Source organism: Nocardia nova NBRC 15556 (assembly GCF_001613005.1).
Lineage (GTDB): Bacteria > Actinomycetota > Actinomycetes > Mycobacteriales > Mycobacteriaceae > Nocardia > Nocardia nova.
Genome location: NZ_BDBN01000001.1, coordinates 45808 through 62358, shown reverse-complemented (window position 1 = coordinate 62358; position 16551 = coordinate 45808). Strand labels below are relative to the sequence as shown.

Here is a 16551-nt window from a genome sequence, read left to right as displayed (position 1 = left end):
GCGCTGATGAAGCCCCTGGCGCGATACGCGGCCTTGAACGACTACGTGGATCTCGGCCGGTCTCTCGGGCTCGATCCCGCCCGGTTGCTGCGCGAGGCCGGACTCGATCCGGCCGGCCTGAGCCTGCAGGACCGGTGGGTGCCCGCCGCGGCCGTCACCGAACTCCTCGAGCGTTCGGCCGCGGAATCCGGCCGGCAGGATTTCGGACTGCTGCTCGCGGAACGGCGGCGACTGTCCAATCTGGGCCCGCTGAGTCTGGTGATTCGCGAGGAACCCGATGTGCGCAGCGCCCTCGAACTGATGGTGCGCCATCAGCACACCTACAACGAATCGCTGCACATACGCCTCACCGAACGCAACGGGATCGCCCACGTCCGTTTGAGTCTGGATATCGGCGAGCACCGCAGCACCCGCCAGGCCACCGAACTGGCCATGGGAGCGCTGCAGGGAATTCTGCGCGCATTCCTCGGAGCGGGCTGGCAACCGGCGGAAACCACCTTCACCCATTCCGCGCCGCGGGATCGCACCACGCATCTGCGATTGTTCGGACCCCAGTTGACATTCGATCACGAATTCACCGGAATCACGCTCTACACAAGCGATCTCGATACCCCGAACCCGATGTCGGACCCGCTGCTGCGCCCGTACACGCAACAATTGCTCGGCGCCGTGGACAGCGGCCACGCAACGGCGATGCGCGACCGGGTCCAGGAACTCGTCGAAATGCTGCTACCGACCGGCCGCTGCTCCGCCGACCAGGTCGCGCGCAGTCTGGGCGTGGACCGTCGTACCGTCCACCGCCGCCTGGCGGACGAGGGCTGCACCTACTCGGAGATCGTGAACACCACCCGGCTGGATCTGGCCCGCCGGGTGGTGGGAAATCAAGGCCGTTCCCTCACCGAGATCGCGGATATGCTCGGTTTCTCCAGCCCCGCCAGTTTCACTCGCTGGTTCCGCAGCCATCACGGACACAGCCCGAGCCAATGGCGTCGGGCTGCGTCGAAAGACAGTGGCGGACAGAGCGAAACAGGTCGATGATCCGAACTCGCGCACCATCGCGAGATCGAGAACGGTCAGTGTCCGCCGATGTCGGTGAGTACGGGGGCGCCGGTCGCGGCGACGACGTCGTCCCCGGTCACGCCCGGTGCGCATTCGCGCAACACCAGACCGGAAGCGGTGACGTCGAGGACCGCCAGATCGGTGATGACGCGATGGACCACGCCCACGCCGGTCAGCGGTAATGTGCAGCGGTCCACCAGTTTCGGCGCGCCGGATTTGTCGGTGTGCTCCATCAGCACGATCACCCGGCGGGCGCCGTGCACCAGATCCATCGCCCCGCCCATGCCCTTGACCATGTGGCCCGGCACCATCCAATTGGCGAGGTCACCGGTGGCCGAAACCTGCATGCCGCCGAGAATCGCGGTATCGATGTGACCACCCCGGATCATCCCGAAACTGGTCGCGGAATCGAAAAAGGAGGCACCGGGAAGCACCGTGACGGTCTCCTTGCCGGCATTGATCAGATTCGCGTCGACCTCGGCCTCGACCGGATAGGGCCCGGTGCCGAGGATGCCGTTCTCCGAATGCAGGGTGACCCGGATATCGGCGGGCAGGTGGTCGGGAATCAGCGTGGGCAGGCCGATGCCGAGATTGACGTATTCACCCGGACGCAATTCTCGCGCGGCCCGCGCCGCCATCGCGGAGCGATCCCATCCGGAACGGGCGATGACGCCGCTCATTTCCTCTCCTCGCTCCGTACGGTCCGCTTCTCGATGCGACCCCGGGCCGGCCCGGCGGGCACGATGCGATCGACGAAGATGCCGGGCAGGTGAATCCGGTCCGGGTCGAGATCGCCTGCGGGAACGACCGTTTCGACCTCGGCGATACAAATCCGGCCCGCCGCCGCGACCAGCGGATTGAAGTTGCGCGCCGATTTGTCGAAGACCAGATTGCCGGCGGTGTCGCCGATGAGCGCGTGCACCAGGGCGAAGTCGGTGGTGATCGCCTCCTCCAGCACATAGGGTTTCGGGCCGGCAGGCCCCGCGAAGGTGGCCACCGGCTTCGGCGGCGACGCGACCGCCACGCTGCCGTTCGGCCCGAAGCGCCACGGCATTCCGCCGTCGGCGATCAGCGTGCCGACGCCGGCCGGTGTGTAGAAGGCGGGGATACCCGCTCCGCCGGCGCGCAGCCGTTCGGCGAGAGTGCCCTGCGGAGTGAGCTCGACTTCGAGTTCGCCCGACAGATACTGCCGGGCGAATTCCGCGTTCTCACCGACATAGGAGGCGGTGACGCGGCGTACTCGCTTGTCCGCCAGCAGAATTCCCAAGCCGTACGCCGTCGTGCCGCAATTGTTGGACACGACGGCGAGTTCGTCGGCTCCGGCGGCGGCGACCGCCTCGATCAACGTCTCCGGGATGCCGCACAACCCGAACCCGCCCACCGCCAGCGAGGATCCGGAGGAGATGTCGGCGACCGCTGCCGCCGCCGACATGATCACCTCGGTCATCGCGCCTCCCGACCGACCGCGGACGGGCGGGCCAGGTCGACGGCCGCCCGCAGCAGTTCCCCGGCGCGGTCCCAGGGTCCGAAACCCGACGCCGGATTGAGATGTCCGACATCGCCCAGGTCGACCAGCCGGCTGCCCCATGCCTCCGCCATACCGGCCACCCGCCGGAAGGATGCCAGCGGATCGGTGGTGCTCGCCGCGACGATGCTCGGAAACGGCAGCCGGCGCCGCGGAATCGGCAACCAGCCGTCGGCGTCCAGTTGCTCGGTCGTCGGATAGCCGGGAGGAAAGGGCTTTTCGATATCGGCCGGAGTGGCCAGCAGCGCACTGTGAACATCGCGGGTCGGTTGTTGTGCCCAGTGCACGGTGATCATCACGCCTGCACTGTGGGCCACCAGTACCACCGGCCCGGCCACGTCCGACAGCACCCGATCCAGGGCTTGTACCCGCGCCGCGAGGCCGATTCCGTCCTGCTCGAGCGGTGGCACGATACGTACCCGCTCCAGCGTCGCGGCGAGTTTCGTCTGCCAGTGATCGGGAACGTGATCACGCAGGCCCGGCACGATCACCACGGTCGGGTCGAGGGCAGTGTGCACTGTGCTGCAACTCCTTTCTGCAAGTCGGTGTGGCCGAGCACGGAGGCCCGGCGGGCGGAGCCGGTGGACCGCCCCACGGAGTACGTCCACTCAGGCGTGGTGGGTGAAGCCGACCTGGCCGGGCCTGCGGTTGGGGGCGTAGCCGAGCCGGGCGAGGGTTTCGTCGGCGTCGGCGTAGGTGGTGCCGATCTTGTAGATCTCACGCGCATCCTTGGCGGTGGCGACCTCGCGGCCCAGTTCACCGGCGATGCGGACAAGCTGCTGGATCTGCTGCACCGAGGTGAACTTCTCCCCCTTGCGCCCCCAGATGGTGTCCTCGTTACCGCAGCGCGTGTGCAGTCCCATGGCGATCGCCATCGCGTTGACCGGCAGCACCGAGCGCATCAGCGTCTCGAGGGTCAGGCAAGCCCCGTCGGGGACGCGCTGAATGAAATTCATGATGTTGTAGGGATTCGGTCCGTCGAAGCCGCCCCCGATGCCGACCCATGTCAGATTCAGCGGACCCGTGTACACGCCGCGACGGATCAGCCGCTCGACCGTCTCGAGCTGCGGAATGCTCGACAGCTGGAAATGCGGCTGGATCCCCGCGCCCTGCAGGCGACGCAGATGTTCGGCCACCCACGCCGGTCCGGCCGGGACGGTCATCTCCCGGTAGGCCTCGGCCAGTTCCGGCCGCTGCATCGAGGTGCCGGCGATATCGTCGGCGGTCATCAACTCCATGATGTTCATCTGACTGGTGTTGATCGCGATCGTCACCTGATCCGGCTTCGGATCGAGTTCGGCCAGCATGTGGCGGGTGTCGTCGGACAGCCACTTCGCCTCGGCGCCTTCACCTTCCGGCGCGAACGAAATCGATCCGCCCACCTGCAGGATCATCTCGGGGACGGCCTCGCGCAGCCCGGCCAGCAGCTCGTTGAACTTCGACAGGCGCTTGGAACCCTTGCCGTCGAGTTCACGCACGTGGATGTGCAGCACGGTGGCGCCGGCCTCGTAGCAGTCGACGGCTTGCTGGACATGTTCCTCCATGGTCAGCGGCAGATCCTCGCGGAAATCGTCGGGCTCCCATTCCGGCCCGTACGGCGCGCTGGTGATGACCAGCTTCTCCTGGTTCTCCGGGAACAAGGCGTCGTCGTGGAAATGCATGGCTGTACTCCGATCGAAATAGGCTGCTGTATCGAAATAGACTGTGGTTCAGTGACTTCAGAAGGGCTTGTCGCCGATGATTCCGGCGCGCTCCATCTTGCGAACGTCGGGGAAGTAGTCCTGCACGGCGTAATGCTGGGTGCAGCGGTTGTCCCAGATGGCGAAGCTGTTCTCGGTCCACCGCCAGCGGACCTGATATTCGGGAACGCTCGCCTGCCGGACGAGGTAGTTCAGCAGTTCCGATGCGCCGGGGGCGTAGTCGATGCCGAACCGCACATTCTCCGGCGTGTGGTAATTGACGAAATGTGTGGTGAACGCGTTGACGAACAACACCTTCTCGCCGGTTTCCGGGTGTGTGCGCACGACCGGGTGTTCCGCATCCGGGAACTGTTCGTGCAGCCGCAGGCGTTCGGCGTCCGGACGCATCGCGCCGAAGCTCGCCTCGATGGAATGACGGGCACGCAAGCCCGCGATCCGCGAGCGCACCGATTCGGGCAGGCGGCGATACGCCTCGGCCATATTCACCCAGATGGTGTCGCCGCCGACGGCCGGCGTTTCGACGCAGCGCAGCACACATCCCATGGGCGGAGCCTCCCGCCAGGTCGCGTCGCAGTGGAAGGCGTTCTCGTAGTGTTCCGGCGCGCTGTCGAGGTCCTTGTAGATGCGAACCAGGCCGGGATGTTCGGGGTCGCTGCCCAGGACGGGGTGGTCCTCCAGTGGCCCGAAACGCTCTGCGAGCGCGACATGTTCGGCGCGACTGATATTCTGATCGCGGAAGAACAGCACCTTGTACTCGAGCAGCAATTGCTTCAGGGCGGCGAACAGAGCGTCGTCGCGCGCCACCTCGGCCAGGTCCAGATCGAACAATTCCGCGCCGATGGCGCAGGTGAGCGGACGCACTCCGAACGGCGCGGAGCGCGCCGAAAGATGCACGGGGGCAATGCTTGTCATGACTGTCCTTCCCGGCCCACGGTGAAGACCGACGAGCCGATGCTCGTGCCCTGTTCCAGATCGCGGTGCGCGGCCACCGCGTCCGCGAGTTCGTAGCGCTGATTGATGTCGATGCGGATGCGTCCCGCCGCGACGTGGGCGAACAGCTCGCCGGCCAGTTCGGCGCGCTCGGCCGGGTCGGCGATGTAATCGGCCAGGGCCGGCCGGGTCACGAACAACGACCCCTTGACGGCCAGGCTCATCGCGTCGATCGGCGGCACCGGACCCGAGGCCGTGCCGAAACACACCAGCAGCCCGCGTCGCGCCAGCGAATTCAGCGAGGAGTCGAAGGTCGTCTTGCCGATGCTGTCGTAGACGACCCGGACGCCGGCGCCGCCGGTGAGTTCACGCACGCGCTCGGCGACATCCTCGCGGGTGTACACGATCACGTGATCGCACCCGTGGTCCCGCGCGATCTCGGCCTTCCTGTCGGAGGAGACGGTGCCGATCACGGTGATACCCAACAGCTTTGCCCATTGGGTGAAGATCAGGCCGACCCCGCCCGCGGCGGCGTGCAGCAACACCGCATCGCCCGGACGCAGCGGGTGGATGCGGCGCAGCAGATACGCCGCCGTGAGGCCGCGCATGGTCATCGCCGCCGCGGTGTCGAAGCCGATGCCGTCCGGAAGTGCGATCAGATGTTCGGCCGGCATCACCCGCTCCGTGCTGTAGGCCCCCAGCGGACTACCCGTATAGGTCACCCGGTCGCCCGGAGCGAAGTCGGTGACACCCGGGCCCACCGCCTCGATCACACCCGCGCCCTCCACGCCCATGCCCGCGGGCAGCGGCGCCGGGTACAGCCCGGTACGGAAATAGGTGTCGGCGAAGTTCAGGCCCACGGCACGGTGGCGAATCCGCACCTCGTTCGGCCCCGGATCGCCGACTTCCACGCGCTCCCACCGCAGCACCTCGGGCGCTCCGGTCTCGTAGTAACGAAAGGCTTGTGGCACAGGACATCTCCTCTTCCGACAGGACCGGAGCATCGACGCCGCGAGGGCTCGCGATCCACGGTCCGCACTGTCTCGGTGCGTCCGGTCGGGCGGTTCGCTCGCCGCCGAGTCCGGCACCGGGTGATGCGTTCAACGGTAGGCGCAGACAGGCGCAAATACTTACCGCAACGGGACTTGGAACTTAACATCTCGGGACATCATTAGCCGGTCCACACGGTGATAGCCAGACGCAGGCGACGCCACCGCGCCGATGTCCGCGCCGCTGGTTTCGTTTGCGGGAGCGGGGAATCCTCCCATCAGAGCGACCCGGTTGCCCGAGACGACTCCGGCATCCGGCTGATTTCGATGGATCGACCGATGGGAGCCGGACCATGAATGTTCGACGCGCCGCGGCCGGAGCCGCACTCGCCGCCGCCACCCTTTCCGCGGTGCCGGCCGCCGCCTTTGCCGACGACCTCGGAGTTCCCCGCAACGGGATCCTTCCGGCCGGGACCTACCACATCACCCAGCACCCCGACAATTTGGTCGGCTCACCCGTGCACAACTGCGACCTGCAGGTCTTCGTCGACGGTGCGACCGTGACGCTGGTGTGCGGGAATTCCTCGAAGACCGGCCGCCAGAACGCGGCCGGCCCCGATGAGACCTACGTGACGTTCGAGGGGATGCCGACGGGTTTGGACCTGCGCGCCGTCGACGCACCGCAGGGTTATTGGGAAGGCACCGTGAATGCCGCCGCGACCTCGATCGACGCCCCGTATTCGCTCGCGGGATTCACCTTGCAGCGACGCTGATCGCACCATCGCTCCCGGCTGCATGTCACACCGCGGCCCGCCGCATCGTCACACCGGCATGGACATCGCGTATTACATCGTCGGCGCAGCGGCCGCACTGTGGATCGGCTTCTCCGGCTACTCACTGTTCAACAAGAGCGAATTCGTCGTGGAACCGCTGAATCAATACGGCGTGCCGCGAAGCTGGTGGAACTGGCTCGCCCTGGCCAAATCCGCCGGGGCGCTGGGACTCGTCGTGGGCTTCTTCGTCCCGGCGATCGGGGTGGCCGCGGCCGTGGGATTGATTCTGTATTTCCTCGGCGCGATGGCAACCACGGTACGAGCCCATTCCTACGGAACCACGATCTTCCCGGCGCTGTATCTGATCCCGGCCGCCGCGACCCTGGCCTTGCAATTGGCCCGCTGACCCGCATTTTCGGCGCGGGTGCGGTACCGTACCCACTCACGAACATCGATGTTCGTAGAAGTGAGGAGTCGTCGTGGCGGAATTCGAATATCAGGGGCGGCGCGTGGTGTACGACCGCGCCGGCCACGGCGATCCGGTCGTCTTCCTCCACAATGCGGGCGCCCAGCGGCGGATCTGGGACGAGCAGATGGCCGCGTTGCGGGGCGAATACGAGGTGTTCGCCTTGGACCTGCCCGGCTACGGAGAATCGGAGCAACCGCACGGGTATCGGCTCGCCGATTATGTGGCCATGGTGCGGGCCTTTCTCGACGAGTACCGGCTGAACCGGGTGATACTGGTCGGGAATTGCCTGGGCAGTGCGGCGTCGCTGAGTTTCGCGATCGGTGATCCGGCGCGGGTGCGCGGATTGGTGCTGATCAATCCGCTCACCTGGAATACCGTGCGGCACGGAGATCAGGCGCCGCTGATGTGGTTCGACCGGTTCGTGCCGCTCGCGCCGTTGGCCCGGCGGCTCTCGCTGCCGAAACCCCTCGTCGCATGGATCGTCGCCACTCAGCTGGGACCGCGCGGACGCGACCGGAAATTGCAGAACGACCCACGCCTGCAATCACATTGGGCCGATCGCGGCCGCCTGCTCGCGCTCGACCGGCTGGTACAGGACTTTCCCGCTTTCGCCGCACTCGACGACTTCACTCCGGGCCCCGAGTTCCCGCCGATCTGCACCGTCTGGGGCCGGCGCAATCGGATCCTCTCGGCCGCCGCCGGCGCCCGGCTCGACGAAACATTGCGCCCCCGTGAGCGTCTCGTGCTCAGCGACTGCGGACATCTGCCGATGGTCGAGGATCCGGAAACGGTCACCTCGGCGATCACCACCTTCCTGGCCGGGCTTCCGGCCACGACGGAGAAACTGTCTCGCTGAGCGAGACGCCTTCGGACGCTTCCGAATCCGCCGCGCTACGGTCCGGCTCCCCGCACGTCGTGCGCGACACCGCACCCGGACCGGGGCCGGGCGTCACGAGCGCCCGGTGGATCGAGACGAGGGGGCGCCCCATGAAGATTCGGATCTCGACGACAGTGGCGATCTGCGCCGCGACACTGGCCGCGGCGGGGACCGCGGCGGCCGATCCGGCCCCGGCGGTGGTCGCCTACCGTGCCGCATCGACCGATACCGGCTCGGTGACAGTCGAATTGACCAACGGCCGCTTCGCCGTCGATCCCGACGGCACCGCGGTCACTGTCCGTGACGATGAGGGCCGCGTGCTCGATGCCCTGCCGCTCGCCTATGCGATCGGCGACCAGCACATGCCGATCCACGCGCGGATCGGCGGGGATGCGACGACTCTCACGCTGACACCGGAGACCGCGGGCCTGCGCCGCGACGCCCCGACCCCGGTCGCCTCGCCGCTGGAGAATCAACTCGCGATGAACGACCTGGTCAACGCGGTCAGTATCGGCACCTCGGTCGGCGCGCTGATCGGCACGGCGGTGGGCGCGGTCCTCGGCATCGGGCTCGGGATCGCCCTGGCGGGTGCCTCGTGTGCGGTGTTGAGCGTCGGCTGTGTGGTCGCCGTGCTGCCGATCGTCAGCCTCGCGGGAGCCGCGGGCGGCGTCGCGGGACTGGTACTGGGCGGCGGTCCCGCCACCGCGGCGGGGCTCTACCGCTACGTCACCACGCTGCTGGCTCCTCCGGGAACCAGCGAATACGCCCCCGATCTGCGTGGCCGGCCGGGTGTGCCGGATACCGGTCGCTGAGCGTGGGAGGCGCAGATGTCCAGCCGTACGATTGCCGTGCTCACCGCGGCCACCGCGGCCTTGGCCGCATCCGTCACCGTCGCCACCGCGACCGCCGAGCCACCGGCTCCGAGCATCGAAACCACCTCTGGCGCCGTCGTTCTCAGCGGCTTCGCCGCCGGTACGTTCAGCGCGGGTGACGACGGTTCCGCCCGCGTCACCGTGGGCGGCACTCCCGTCACGACGCTGCCGGCGAGCTTCACCTTGGACGGCACCGCCCACCGCATCGCTACCCGCGTCGGCGACGGCGGGCGCACGCTCACGATGACACCGGATATCGCGAGACGCCCCGCGGCTTCCGCGATGGAGAATCAGTTGGCGCTCGACGATTTCGCGACCGTCATGTCGCGCGGCCCCGTGATCGGGACGGTCGTCGGCACCGTGCTGGGCGCCCTCATCGGCGCCGCGGTCGGAGCGAGTACCTGCCTGGTGGTCGGCCCCGGCTGCCTGGCGACGATTCCGGCGGCCGTCCTGGCGTTCGCGGGTGCGGGCGGTGTCTTCGGGACGGTCCTGGTCGGCGGGGGTGCGCTCGCGGCGGGACTGTGGAATTACCTCACGGTGCTGCAGGCGCCGCCGGGCCGAAGCCCCTACGCCGGCCAGGGCGGAATGCTCGACCCGAACGGCACCGGCGCACCGGACGCTCAACTGCAACTGCCCAGCGGGTCCGCGAACGGCCTCGGCGCCGGATCGGCGTCCGGATCCGGCGGGTGAGCTCGGCGTACCGAATGGATAACGTGGCCCTCGCGCGGCGCGAGTGACTTCTACCATCGGTACATGTCCGAGGTAGCCGCAGCTCAGCTGCCTTTGACGATGCTCGAGCGCGCCACCTTGGTGATGGATCTGTTCCAGGCACCGGATCGCCACCTGACGCTCGGCCAGATCGCCGTCCGGACCCGGCTGCCGCGCGCCACCGTGCATCGGATCGTGCGGCAGCTCATCCAGCTGGAGTGGCTCACCCACAGTGCGGACGGTTATGCGCTGGGCCGGCGCGTCCGCACATGGAACGCCGACACCGCGCGGCTGTCCCGGTTACGTGCCTGCGCGGCGCCGATTCTGCACGAATTGCTACTGGCCACCGCGGCCGTCGTCCATCTCGGCGCCCTCGACGGCGGCGAGGTGCTCTACCTCGACAAACTCGGCGGCCGGGCGGCGACGGCGGTGCCCACCCGGGTCGGGACCCGGGTGGCGGCGCATCGCAGCACCCTCGGCCGGGTCGCGCTGGCCCACCTGCCGCCGGAGGATGTCGAGGCGCGGGTAACCGATATCGAGCCCGGCGTCGATCTCCCTGAACTACACCGCAGGCTGCACCGAATCGCCTGCCACGCAACCGATTACGACGACGCCGAATTCGGATCCGGACTGGCCGCGGTGGCCGTGGCCGTCGACGCGTCGGCGGCCGTGGGTGTCGTCTGTGATCGTCCGGCGGCGCTGCGGCGCATCGCACCGCGGGTGCGGGCGGCGGCCGCCGAGATCCGCGGCGCGCTGACACCGCGGTCGCGACAGGTGAGCGAGCACCATCGCCCACGCCCGTCGCGATGACGGAGTGGTCTCGATTGCGCCGACACGCCTCACCGCCGATAACACACACCGGCCGGGCGCGGATCACACGATGACGGCACCGATCGCATCAGGAGAACGCCATGCGCTCCCACACCCGACTCCCGCACAGATCCGGCCATCGGCAGATCCGGGCCACGGACATACCCCGCGTCATCGCCGTCGCGGTCGGTGTCGCGGTCGCCGTACCCCTCGGCGCCTGCTCGACCGATTCGCCGGCCTCGGAAGGGCCGAATACCGCCGAATACCGCTCGACGACGCAGACAGCCGCCGTGAACACCACCGTCGAAACCCACGACGGCTCCGGCAGTGTCGAGCGGCCTTCGTCCGGCCGCGCCGAATTCCCCTCTGCCCCAACGTCCGAGCTTCCCGTCGTCTCGCCGTCCGGCCCGACCGCAGGCGACCATCCGCCGGCCGGCACCGCCTTCCCCGGCGAAGGCATCAGCGGCGATGCGGCCGCGCAGTTGCAGCAGTCGGTCGACGCCGGTCACCAGCCGTGGCGGCTGGACGAGGACGCCGTCGCACGTGCCTTCGTCTCCGGACGCTTCGGCTGGTCGCAGCCGGCGATCACCCACGGCGGGCCCTACCTGGCCGTCGCGACCGGGCCGGACGGACAGCGTGTCTCCCTGCAACTGTCCCAGCCCGCCCGCAAGAACAACGGCGGCGTATGGGTCGTCGAATCGGGCATCTGGTTGTAGGACCCGCGCGGCCCACCGCATGGATCCGGCATGCTGGAGGGATGCGTGTGCTGGTGGTCGAGGACGAGCCCCGGCTCGCCGCCACTCTGCGGCGCGGCCTGGAGCTGGAGGGTTTCGTCGTCCAGCACGCTCACACCGGCACCGACGGCCTGTGGTGGGCGAGCGAGGACGACTTCGACGTCATCGTGCTCGACATCATGCTGCCCGAACTGAGCGGCTACGAGGTGCTGCGCCGGCTGCGCGAACGCGACATCACCACCCCGGTGCTGATGCTCACCGCGAAGGACGGCGACTACGACCAGGTCGACGCGCTGGACCTGGGCGCCGACGACTACCTGACCAAACCGTTCTCCTTCGTCGTCCTCACCGCCCGCCTGCGCGCCCTGCTGCGCCGTCGCGCCCCACAGCAGCCCGAAATCCTGGCCGCGGGTGATCTGAGATTGGACCCGCGGCGGCGCTCGGTCACCCGCGCTGATTCCGAATTGTCTTTGACACCAAGGGAATTCGGACTGCTCGAATACCTGTTGCGGCACAAGGGCAGTGCCCGCACCAAAACCGAGATCTTGCGCAACGTCTGGGATGCGCACTACGACGGGCCGGAGAACGTCGTCGAGGTCTATATCGGTTATCTGCGCAAGAAGATCGATACGCCGTTCGGCAGCAACAGCATCGAAACGCTGCGCGGTGTCGGCTATCGGCTGATCGACTCGGAAGTCACCGCCGCACCGGAATGAGTCACCGGTCCGGCGGTCCCGTCACCGGCAGCTCGACAACGAATCGTGCTCCACCCCAAGGTGACTCGTCCACAAGCACCACTCCCCCGTGGGCGGCCACGATTTCCGCGACGATCGCCAGCCCGAGGCCCGAACCCCCGGTCGTCCGGGACCGGTCGGCCTCGAGTCGCACGAAACGATCGAAGACCCGCGTGCGGTCGGCCGCGGGAATGCCCGGCCCGTCGTCGTCCACGACGAGGCGGGCGCCCCCCGACGCTCCCGGCGCGATCTCGTCGGTGACCGCGATCCGGATCCGTGAACGGGCATGGGCGACCGCGTTGTCGACGATATTGCGCAGCGCCCGCGCCAATCGCTCCGGATCCCCGACGATACGGGTCGGGCGGATATCCGTATCGACCGTTATCCCCCCGCGCACCCGAGCGGCGACGGCCGCCGCCTGGGCGATGTCGTCGAGATCGACATCGCCCGTACGCAATTCGAGTCCGCGTTCGTCGGCGGCGGCGAGGGTCAGCAGATCGTCGATCAGCCGGCGCATGCGCTCGGCTTCCGGCAGCAGCGTGCCGTCGATCAGCTCCGCGTCCACCGTTTCGGGCCGGTGGCGCGCCAATTCCAGTGCGGCCGTGACCGTGGCGAGCGGACTGCGCAATTCGTGGGAGGCGTCGCCGACGAAACGGCGCTGGGCCCGGTGTCCGGCCTCGACGCGCGCGAGCATATCGTTCATCGTCTCGGCCAGCCGGGCGATCTCGTCGCGCGGCGTCGGCACCGGCACCCGCTCCGAGAGCTGTGTGGCACCGATCCGGGCCACGCGCTCGCGGATCGCCTCCACCGACCGTAACGAGCGGCCGACCAGCAGATACGTTGCCACGGCGGCGGCCAGCACCACGATCGGCGCTCCCACCGCCAGCAAGGCCCCGACCCGGCCGACCGCCCGCTCGACCGATTCGGTGTCGACCGCGACGAACACCTGGTAGCGGCCCGAGGACGTTTCGGCGACCCGGCTCGCGACCCGCAAGTCCTCGTCGTATCCAGGCGAGGCGGACAGTCCGACGGCCCGTCTCGCACCTGCGGGGGCGGTGGCCAGTACTCCGTGCGGATCGTCGAAACCCCAGATCACGGTCCCATCCGGCGCGACGACCTGGGCCGCCGCGACGCGCCCGTCCTCGGCGCGCGGAAGTTCGCGCACCCGAGCCGGGTCGTGTTCGAGCGTCTCCGCGATCTCGCCGGCACGGGCCTGCGCGGCGGCGTCGAGTTCGTCGATCAGCGAACGGTGCAGCAACCAGACCATCGCACCCGCGGCGACGAGCAGCACGACACCGACCGCCAGAGCCGAAACGAGGGCAGACCGGATCCGCACACCCCACCGCGACGGATGTATCCAGCGCCGGAACCGATTCACCCACCCATCATCGACCACGACCGCGGCGAGCCCGTCACGATCTCAGCGTGGTCTCAGCGACGGGCGGGCAGAATGCCGCCGTCCCTGTGTCGAGACGGTCGCCGGCTCGCGGCCCGGAAAGGACTACCACGTGACCAACCCGGCACCGGCCCGGACCGGATATAAACTTCCCCAGGTCACGGCGTTGTTCTGGGTTCTGAAGATCGCCGCGACCACCCTGGGAGAGACCGGAGGCGATCTGCTGGCGCAGACCCTGAAGCTGGGCTACGCGGCCGCTTCGCTGCTGTTCCTCGCCATCTTCGTGGTGAGCCTCATCGCCCAGTTGCGGGCCCGCCGCTTCCATCCCGCCCTGTACTGGACGGTGATCGCCGCGACCAGTACGGCCGGCACCACCATGTCCGATCTGATCAACCGCGGGCCGGGTTCGGATACCTCGACCGACGGCGGGCTCGGCTACGGCGCGGGCGCGGCGTTGCTGATCAGCGGCCTGGCGATCGTCTTCGTGATCTGGCGGTTCAGCGGGCAGACCTACGACGTCTCGAATATCCGGACGCTGCGCGGCGAGATGCTGTACTGGGCGGCGATCCTGCTGTCGAACACCCTCGGCACCTCGCTCGGCGACTACCTGTCCGACAGCTCGGGCCTCGGCTACGGCGGCGGCGCGGCGCTGATCGGCACGATCATGGTGGTCATCCTGCTGGCGCACTACTGCACGCCGATCTCGGGTGTCGTCCTGTTCTGGATGGCCTTCATCCTCACCCGGCCGCTCGGCGCCACCGCGGGCGATCTGCTCTCGAAATCGCACAGCAGCGGCGGACTGGGATTCGGCACCTACGGCACCTCGGCGGTCCTGCTGGCCATCCTGGTCGCCGGCATCGCCTACAGCCACGCGAAGGCGGCCAGGACCACACCGGAGAACTCCGACGACGATCTGATCCGCGCCATCGAGTAAGCCCTGGGAGAACATCGCGCACGGGCTCGTAACCTGGATTCATGCCCCAACTCGCGACCCTGCCGACCGACACCGGCCTCGATCGTGCGGTGGAGGTGCTGACGGGCCGGCGGATCGTGGTCCTGACCGGGGCCGGCATGTCGACCGACAGCGGTATCCCCGACTATCGCGGGCCGGATTCGCCGCCACGCAATCCGATGACCTATCAGCAGTTCGTCGGTGATCCGGTATTCCGGCAGCGCTACTGGGCACGCAATCACGTCGGCTGGCGGCGGATGGACGCCGCGCGGCCGAATCTCGGCCATCGCGCGCTGTCCCGGCTCGAACATGCGGGGGTGGTCAGCGGACTGATCACGCAGAATGTGGACCTGCTGCACACCAAGGCGGGGCACCGCGCCGTCATCGATCTGCACGGTACCTACGCGCGGGTGCGCTGCCTGTCGTGCCACGGACTGATCTCGCGCATGACACTCGCCGATCGGCTGGAAGCGGCCAACCCCGGCTTCGCCGAACTGGCGACCGCCACGGGTATCGAGGTGGCGCCGGACGCGGACGCCGTGGTCGGCGAGACCGACAGCTTCCGCATGGTCGACTGCACCGACTGCGGTGGCATGTTGAAGCCCGATATCGTCTACTTCGGCGAGAACGTCCCGAAAGATCGGGTGGCCGAGGCATTTTCGATGGTCGACGCGGCCGACGCGATGGTCGTCGCGGGTTCTTCGCTGACGGTCATGTCCGGGCTGCGCTTCGTCCGCCGGGCCGCGAAATCCGGTAAACCCGTCGTGATCGTGAACCGCGGCGCCACGCGAGGGGACGAATTGGCCACCGTCCGTATCGATTCCGGCTGCTCGCCCACCCTCGCGGCGCTCGCCGACGCGCTGACCCCGCCCGCCACCGTCTCGGTATAGAAACGAGTAGCCGGTGAGCCGTGGCCCACCGGCTACTCGCCTACGATGTTCAGTTCCAGCCCGGTTGGGCCTGCCGCTTGACCGACGACGAGTTGGCCAGGATCTCCAGGTCCTCGAGGAACCGTTCGATACTGTCCGACTTCGCCTCCGGTGTCGCCACCTGGTCGCGCACCTTTTCCTCGGTGATCGCCAGCATCGCGGCCGCCAGATCCGTTTCCAGATCACGCACCATCTGGCGACGCAGCTGGGCGACCTGATCGCGACCCTGCCGTCGCACCCGTTCGACTTCCGCTGCGGCCGCTTCTCGCATCTGCGCCACGATGTACTCGGCGTCGGCGCGCGCGTCGGCGCGAATCTGCTCGAGTTCGGTGTGCGCTTCGGTGATGGCGTTCGCGTACGAGCGCTTGGCCTCTTCCAGCTGTTGCGCGGCGTGATCGCTTTCGGTGAGCTGCTTGGCGATCGCGTCCTGACTCTTCGCCATCAACCTCTTCACCGGCGGGACAACCCATTTCCAGATGATGAAGACGATGACGGCGAAGCCGAACAGCTGACTGAAGAAGACCGGCCAGTCGAAGGTGATCTCGTATCCGCCTGCGGCAAGCACACCGCCGCTGGTGTCAATCATTACGAATCCCTGCCCCTCCTACGACCGGCGGTGCCGGCGTGGCGACTGTCACCGACCACCTGGTCGGCGAGCGATTGGGCCAGCGGCTCGACCTCGAGTCGCAGCTCGGACTTGACGCGGTCGGCCTCGGCGCGCAGATGGGCAGCGGATTCGGCGACGATGCCGTCGACCTCCTGCTGAGCCTGCGTCCGCAGGTCGTCCATGATCGCCCGGCCCTGGGCCCGTGCCTCGTTGCGGATGTCGGCCGCCTCGGTACGGGCTTGTTCCAGCGCCGTCTCATATTTCGCCTGGGCGTCGGCGAAGACCTGTTTCGCCTCTTTGGCGTTGGCGGCGGTCGCCTCCACCCGCTCCTCGCGTTCGGTCAGCACCTTGCGGATCGGCGGAACGACGAAGAACCAGATGACTCCGAGCACGATCAGGAAAATGATCAGCTCGACGAAGAAGGTGCCGTTGGGGATGAGGAAGTTCCCCTCGGCCACCACATCGGTTCGCGCGGACATCTCGCCGA

20 protein-coding genes are annotated in these 16551 nt (G+C 68.1%); 11 read left to right on the top strand and 9 right to left on the bottom strand.

The genetic code is table 11. The features are described from left to right. Positions 1-6 precede the first annotated feature (6 nt). Positions 7-1038, top strand: coding sequence for an AraC family transcriptional regulator (locus tag NN2_RS00270; protein ID WP_063009435.1), 1032 nt, complete (start codon positions 7-9; stop codon positions 1036-1038). 35 nt (positions 1039-1073) lie between these two features. Here the strand turns inward: NN2_RS00270 and NN2_RS00265 are convergent, their stop codons facing one another. The 6 genes from NN2_RS00265 to NN2_RS00240 form a co-directional block, all read right to left on the bottom strand. Then, positions 1074-1739, bottom strand: a complete 666-nt coding sequence (locus tag NN2_RS00265) for a 3-oxoacid CoA-transferase subunit B (RefSeq protein WP_063009196.1) — start codon at positions 1737-1739, stop codon at positions 1074-1076. After that, the gene (locus NN2_RS00260; protein ID WP_063009194.1) at positions 1736-2506 is read right to left on the bottom strand and encodes a CoA transferase subunit A; all 771 of its coding nucleotides are present in this window, start codon (positions 2504-2506) and stop codon (positions 1736-1738) included. The genes NN2_RS00265 and NN2_RS00260 overlap by 4 nt, the downstream gene beginning before the upstream one ends. Beyond that, a complete protein-coding gene (locus NN2_RS00255) occupies positions 2503-3102 on the bottom strand; it encodes an RBBP9/YdeN family alpha/beta hydrolase (protein WP_030515148.1) in 600 nt (199 codons plus the stop codon). The genes NN2_RS00260 and NN2_RS00255 overlap by 4 nt, the downstream gene beginning before the upstream one ends. Before the next feature lie 90 nt (positions 3103-3192). Then, positions 3193-4245, bottom strand: a complete 1053-nt coding sequence (locus NN2_RS00250; protein WP_063009192.1) for a beta-keto acid cleavage family enzyme — start codon at positions 4243-4245, stop codon at positions 3193-3195. 57 nt (positions 4246-4302) lie between these two features. Further along, entirely contained in the window at positions 4303-5196 is an 894-nt protein-coding gene (locus NN2_RS00245) for a TauD/TfdA dioxygenase family protein (RefSeq protein WP_063009190.1), read from the bottom strand. Then, positions 5193-6185, bottom strand: coding sequence for a quinone oxidoreductase family protein (locus NN2_RS00240; RefSeq protein WP_063009188.1), 993 nt, complete (start codon positions 6183-6185; stop codon positions 5193-5195). Before NN2_RS00240 ends, NN2_RS00245 begins: the two co-directional genes overlap by 4 nt. A 371-nt stretch (positions 6186-6556) precedes the next feature. Here NN2_RS00240 and NN2_RS00235 point away from each other — a divergent pair, with 371 nt between their 5' ends. The 8 genes from NN2_RS00235 (at position 6557) to NN2_RS00200 (ending at position 12162) form a co-directional block, all read left to right on the top strand. After that, positions 6557-6976 (top strand): hypothetical protein, encoded by a 420-nt coding sequence (locus tag NN2_RS00235; RefSeq protein ID WP_063009187.1) that lies wholly within the window; start codon positions 6557-6559, stop codon positions 6974-6976. 58 nt (positions 6977-7034) lie between these two features. Beyond that, positions 7035-7382: a DoxX family protein gene (locus tag NN2_RS00230; RefSeq protein WP_063009433.1), complete on the top strand. Its 348-nt coding sequence runs from the start codon at positions 7035-7037 to the stop codon at positions 7380-7382. 73 nt (positions 7383-7455) lie between these two features. Then, the gene (locus NN2_RS00225; protein ID WP_063009184.1) at positions 7456-8301 is read left to right on the top strand and encodes an alpha/beta fold hydrolase; all 846 of its coding nucleotides are present in this window, start codon (positions 7456-7458) and stop codon (positions 8299-8301) included. Between the two features lie 131 nt (positions 8302-8432). After that, positions 8433-9134 carry a DUF8020 domain-containing protein gene (locus NN2_RS00220; RefSeq protein WP_063009182.1) on the top strand — a complete coding sequence of 234 codons (702 nt, stop codon included), beginning with the start codon at positions 8433-8435 and terminating at the stop codon, positions 9132-9134. Between the two features lie 15 nt (positions 9135-9149). Beyond that, the gene (locus NN2_RS00215; protein ID WP_063009176.1) at positions 9150-9884 is read left to right on the top strand and encodes a DUF8020 domain-containing protein; all 735 of its coding nucleotides are present in this window, start codon (positions 9150-9152) and stop codon (positions 9882-9884) included. Positions 9885-9947: 63 nt separating this feature from the next. Next, on the top strand, positions 9948-10712 hold the full coding sequence (locus NN2_RS00210) for an IclR family transcriptional regulator (protein WP_063910620.1): 765 nt from the start codon (positions 9948-9950) through the stop codon (positions 10710-10712). 101 nt (positions 10713-10813) lie between these two features. Further along, on the top strand, positions 10814-11428 hold the full coding sequence (locus tag NN2_RS00205) for a hypothetical protein (RefSeq protein WP_063009172.1): 615 nt from the start codon (positions 10814-10816) through the stop codon (positions 11426-11428). Between the two features lie 41 nt (positions 11429-11469). Then, the gene (locus NN2_RS00200; protein ID WP_063009170.1) at positions 11470-12162 is read left to right on the top strand and encodes a response regulator transcription factor; all 693 of its coding nucleotides are present in this window, start codon (positions 11470-11472) and stop codon (positions 12160-12162) included. A gap of 1 nt (position 12163) precedes the next feature. Here NN2_RS00200 and NN2_RS00195 read toward each other — a convergent pair whose 3' ends face one another. Next, a complete protein-coding gene (locus tag NN2_RS00195) occupies positions 12164-13558 on the bottom strand; it encodes a sensor histidine kinase (protein ID WP_063009168.1) in 1395 nt (464 codons plus the stop codon). 130 nt (positions 13559-13688) lie between these two features. Between NN2_RS00195 and NN2_RS00190 the strand changes: the two genes are divergently transcribed. Both NN2_RS00190 and NN2_RS00185 read left to right on the top strand, forming a co-directional pair. Then, entirely contained in the window at positions 13689-14510 is an 822-nt protein-coding gene (locus NN2_RS00190; RefSeq protein ID WP_063009166.1) for a COG4705 family protein, read from the top strand. Positions 14511-14551: 41 nt separating this feature from the next. Next, positions 14552-15418: an NAD-dependent protein deacetylase gene (locus tag NN2_RS00185; RefSeq protein ID WP_063009164.1), complete on the top strand. Its 867-nt coding sequence runs from the start codon at positions 14552-14554 to the stop codon at positions 15416-15418. A 49-nt stretch (positions 15419-15467) separates the two neighbouring features. Here the strand turns inward: NN2_RS00185 and NN2_RS00180 are convergent, their stop codons facing one another. Both NN2_RS00180 and NN2_RS00175 read right to left on the bottom strand, forming a co-directional pair. Further along, complete coding sequence (locus NN2_RS00180) at positions 15468-16043, bottom strand: F0F1 ATP synthase subunit B family protein (protein ID WP_030515133.1); 576 nt, start codon at positions 16041-16043, stop codon at positions 15468-15470. Beyond that, a complete protein-coding gene (locus NN2_RS00175; protein ID WP_036524281.1) occupies positions 16043-16543 on the bottom strand; it encodes a F0F1 ATP synthase subunit B in 501 nt (166 codons plus the stop codon). Before NN2_RS00175 ends, NN2_RS00180 begins: the two co-directional genes overlap by 1 nt. Positions 16544-16551 lie beyond the last annotated feature (8 nt).

What these genes read in the sequence shown, in the direction of transcription:
- NN2_RS00180 (WP_030515133.1), bottom strand. Translation starts at nt 16,043, where the DNA reads ATGATTGACACCAGCGGCGGTGTGCTTGCCGCAGGCGGATACGAGATC.
- NN2_RS00210 (WP_063910620.1), top strand. Translation starts at nt 9,948, where the DNA reads ATGTCCGAGGTAGCCGCAGCTCAGCTGCCTTTGACGATGCTCGAGCGC.
- NN2_RS00260 (WP_063009194.1), bottom strand. Translation starts at nt 2,506, where the DNA reads ATGACCGAGGTGATCATGTCGGCGGCGGCAGCGGTCGCCGACATCTCC.
- NN2_RS00245 (WP_063009190.1), bottom strand. Translation starts at nt 5,196, where the DNA reads ATGACAAGCATTGCCCCCGTGCATCTTTCGGCGCGCTCCGCGCCGTTC.
- NN2_RS00200 (WP_063009170.1), top strand. Translation starts at nt 11,470, where the DNA reads ATGCGTGTGCTGGTGGTCGAGGACGAGCCCCGGCTCGCCGCCACTCTG.
- NN2_RS00230 (WP_063009433.1), top strand. Translation starts at nt 7,035, where the DNA reads ATGGACATCGCGTATTACATCGTCGGCGCAGCGGCCGCACTGTGGATC.
- NN2_RS00205 (WP_063009172.1), top strand. Translation starts at nt 10,814, where the DNA reads ATGCGCTCCCACACCCGACTCCCGCACAGATCCGGCCATCGGCAGATC.
- NN2_RS00235 (WP_063009187.1), top strand. Translation starts at nt 6,557, where the DNA reads ATGAATGTTCGACGCGCCGCGGCCGGAGCCGCACTCGCCGCCGCCACC.
- NN2_RS00270 (WP_063009435.1), top strand. Translation starts at nt 7, where the DNA reads ATGAAGCCCCTGGCGCGATACGCGGCCTTGAACGACTACGTGGATCTC.
- NN2_RS00265 (WP_063009196.1), bottom strand. Translation starts at nt 1,739, where the DNA reads ATGAGCGGCGTCATCGCCCGTTCCGGATGGGATCGCTCCGCGATGGCG.
- NN2_RS00175 (WP_036524281.1), bottom strand. Translation starts at nt 16,543, where the DNA reads ATGTCCGCGCGAACCGATGTGGTGGCCGAGGGGAACTTCCTCATCCCC.
- NN2_RS00220 (WP_063009182.1), top strand. Translation starts at nt 8,433, where the DNA reads ATGAAGATTCGGATCTCGACGACAGTGGCGATCTGCGCCGCGACACTG.
- NN2_RS00185 (WP_063009164.1), top strand. Translation starts at nt 14,552, where the DNA reads ATGCCCCAACTCGCGACCCTGCCGACCGACACCGGCCTCGATCGTGCG.
- NN2_RS00250 (WP_063009192.1), bottom strand. Translation starts at nt 4,245, where the DNA reads ATGCATTTCCACGACGACGCCTTGTTCCCGGAGAACCAGGAGAAGCTG.
- NN2_RS00215 (WP_063009176.1), top strand. Translation starts at nt 9,150, where the DNA reads ATGTCCAGCCGTACGATTGCCGTGCTCACCGCGGCCACCGCGGCCTTG.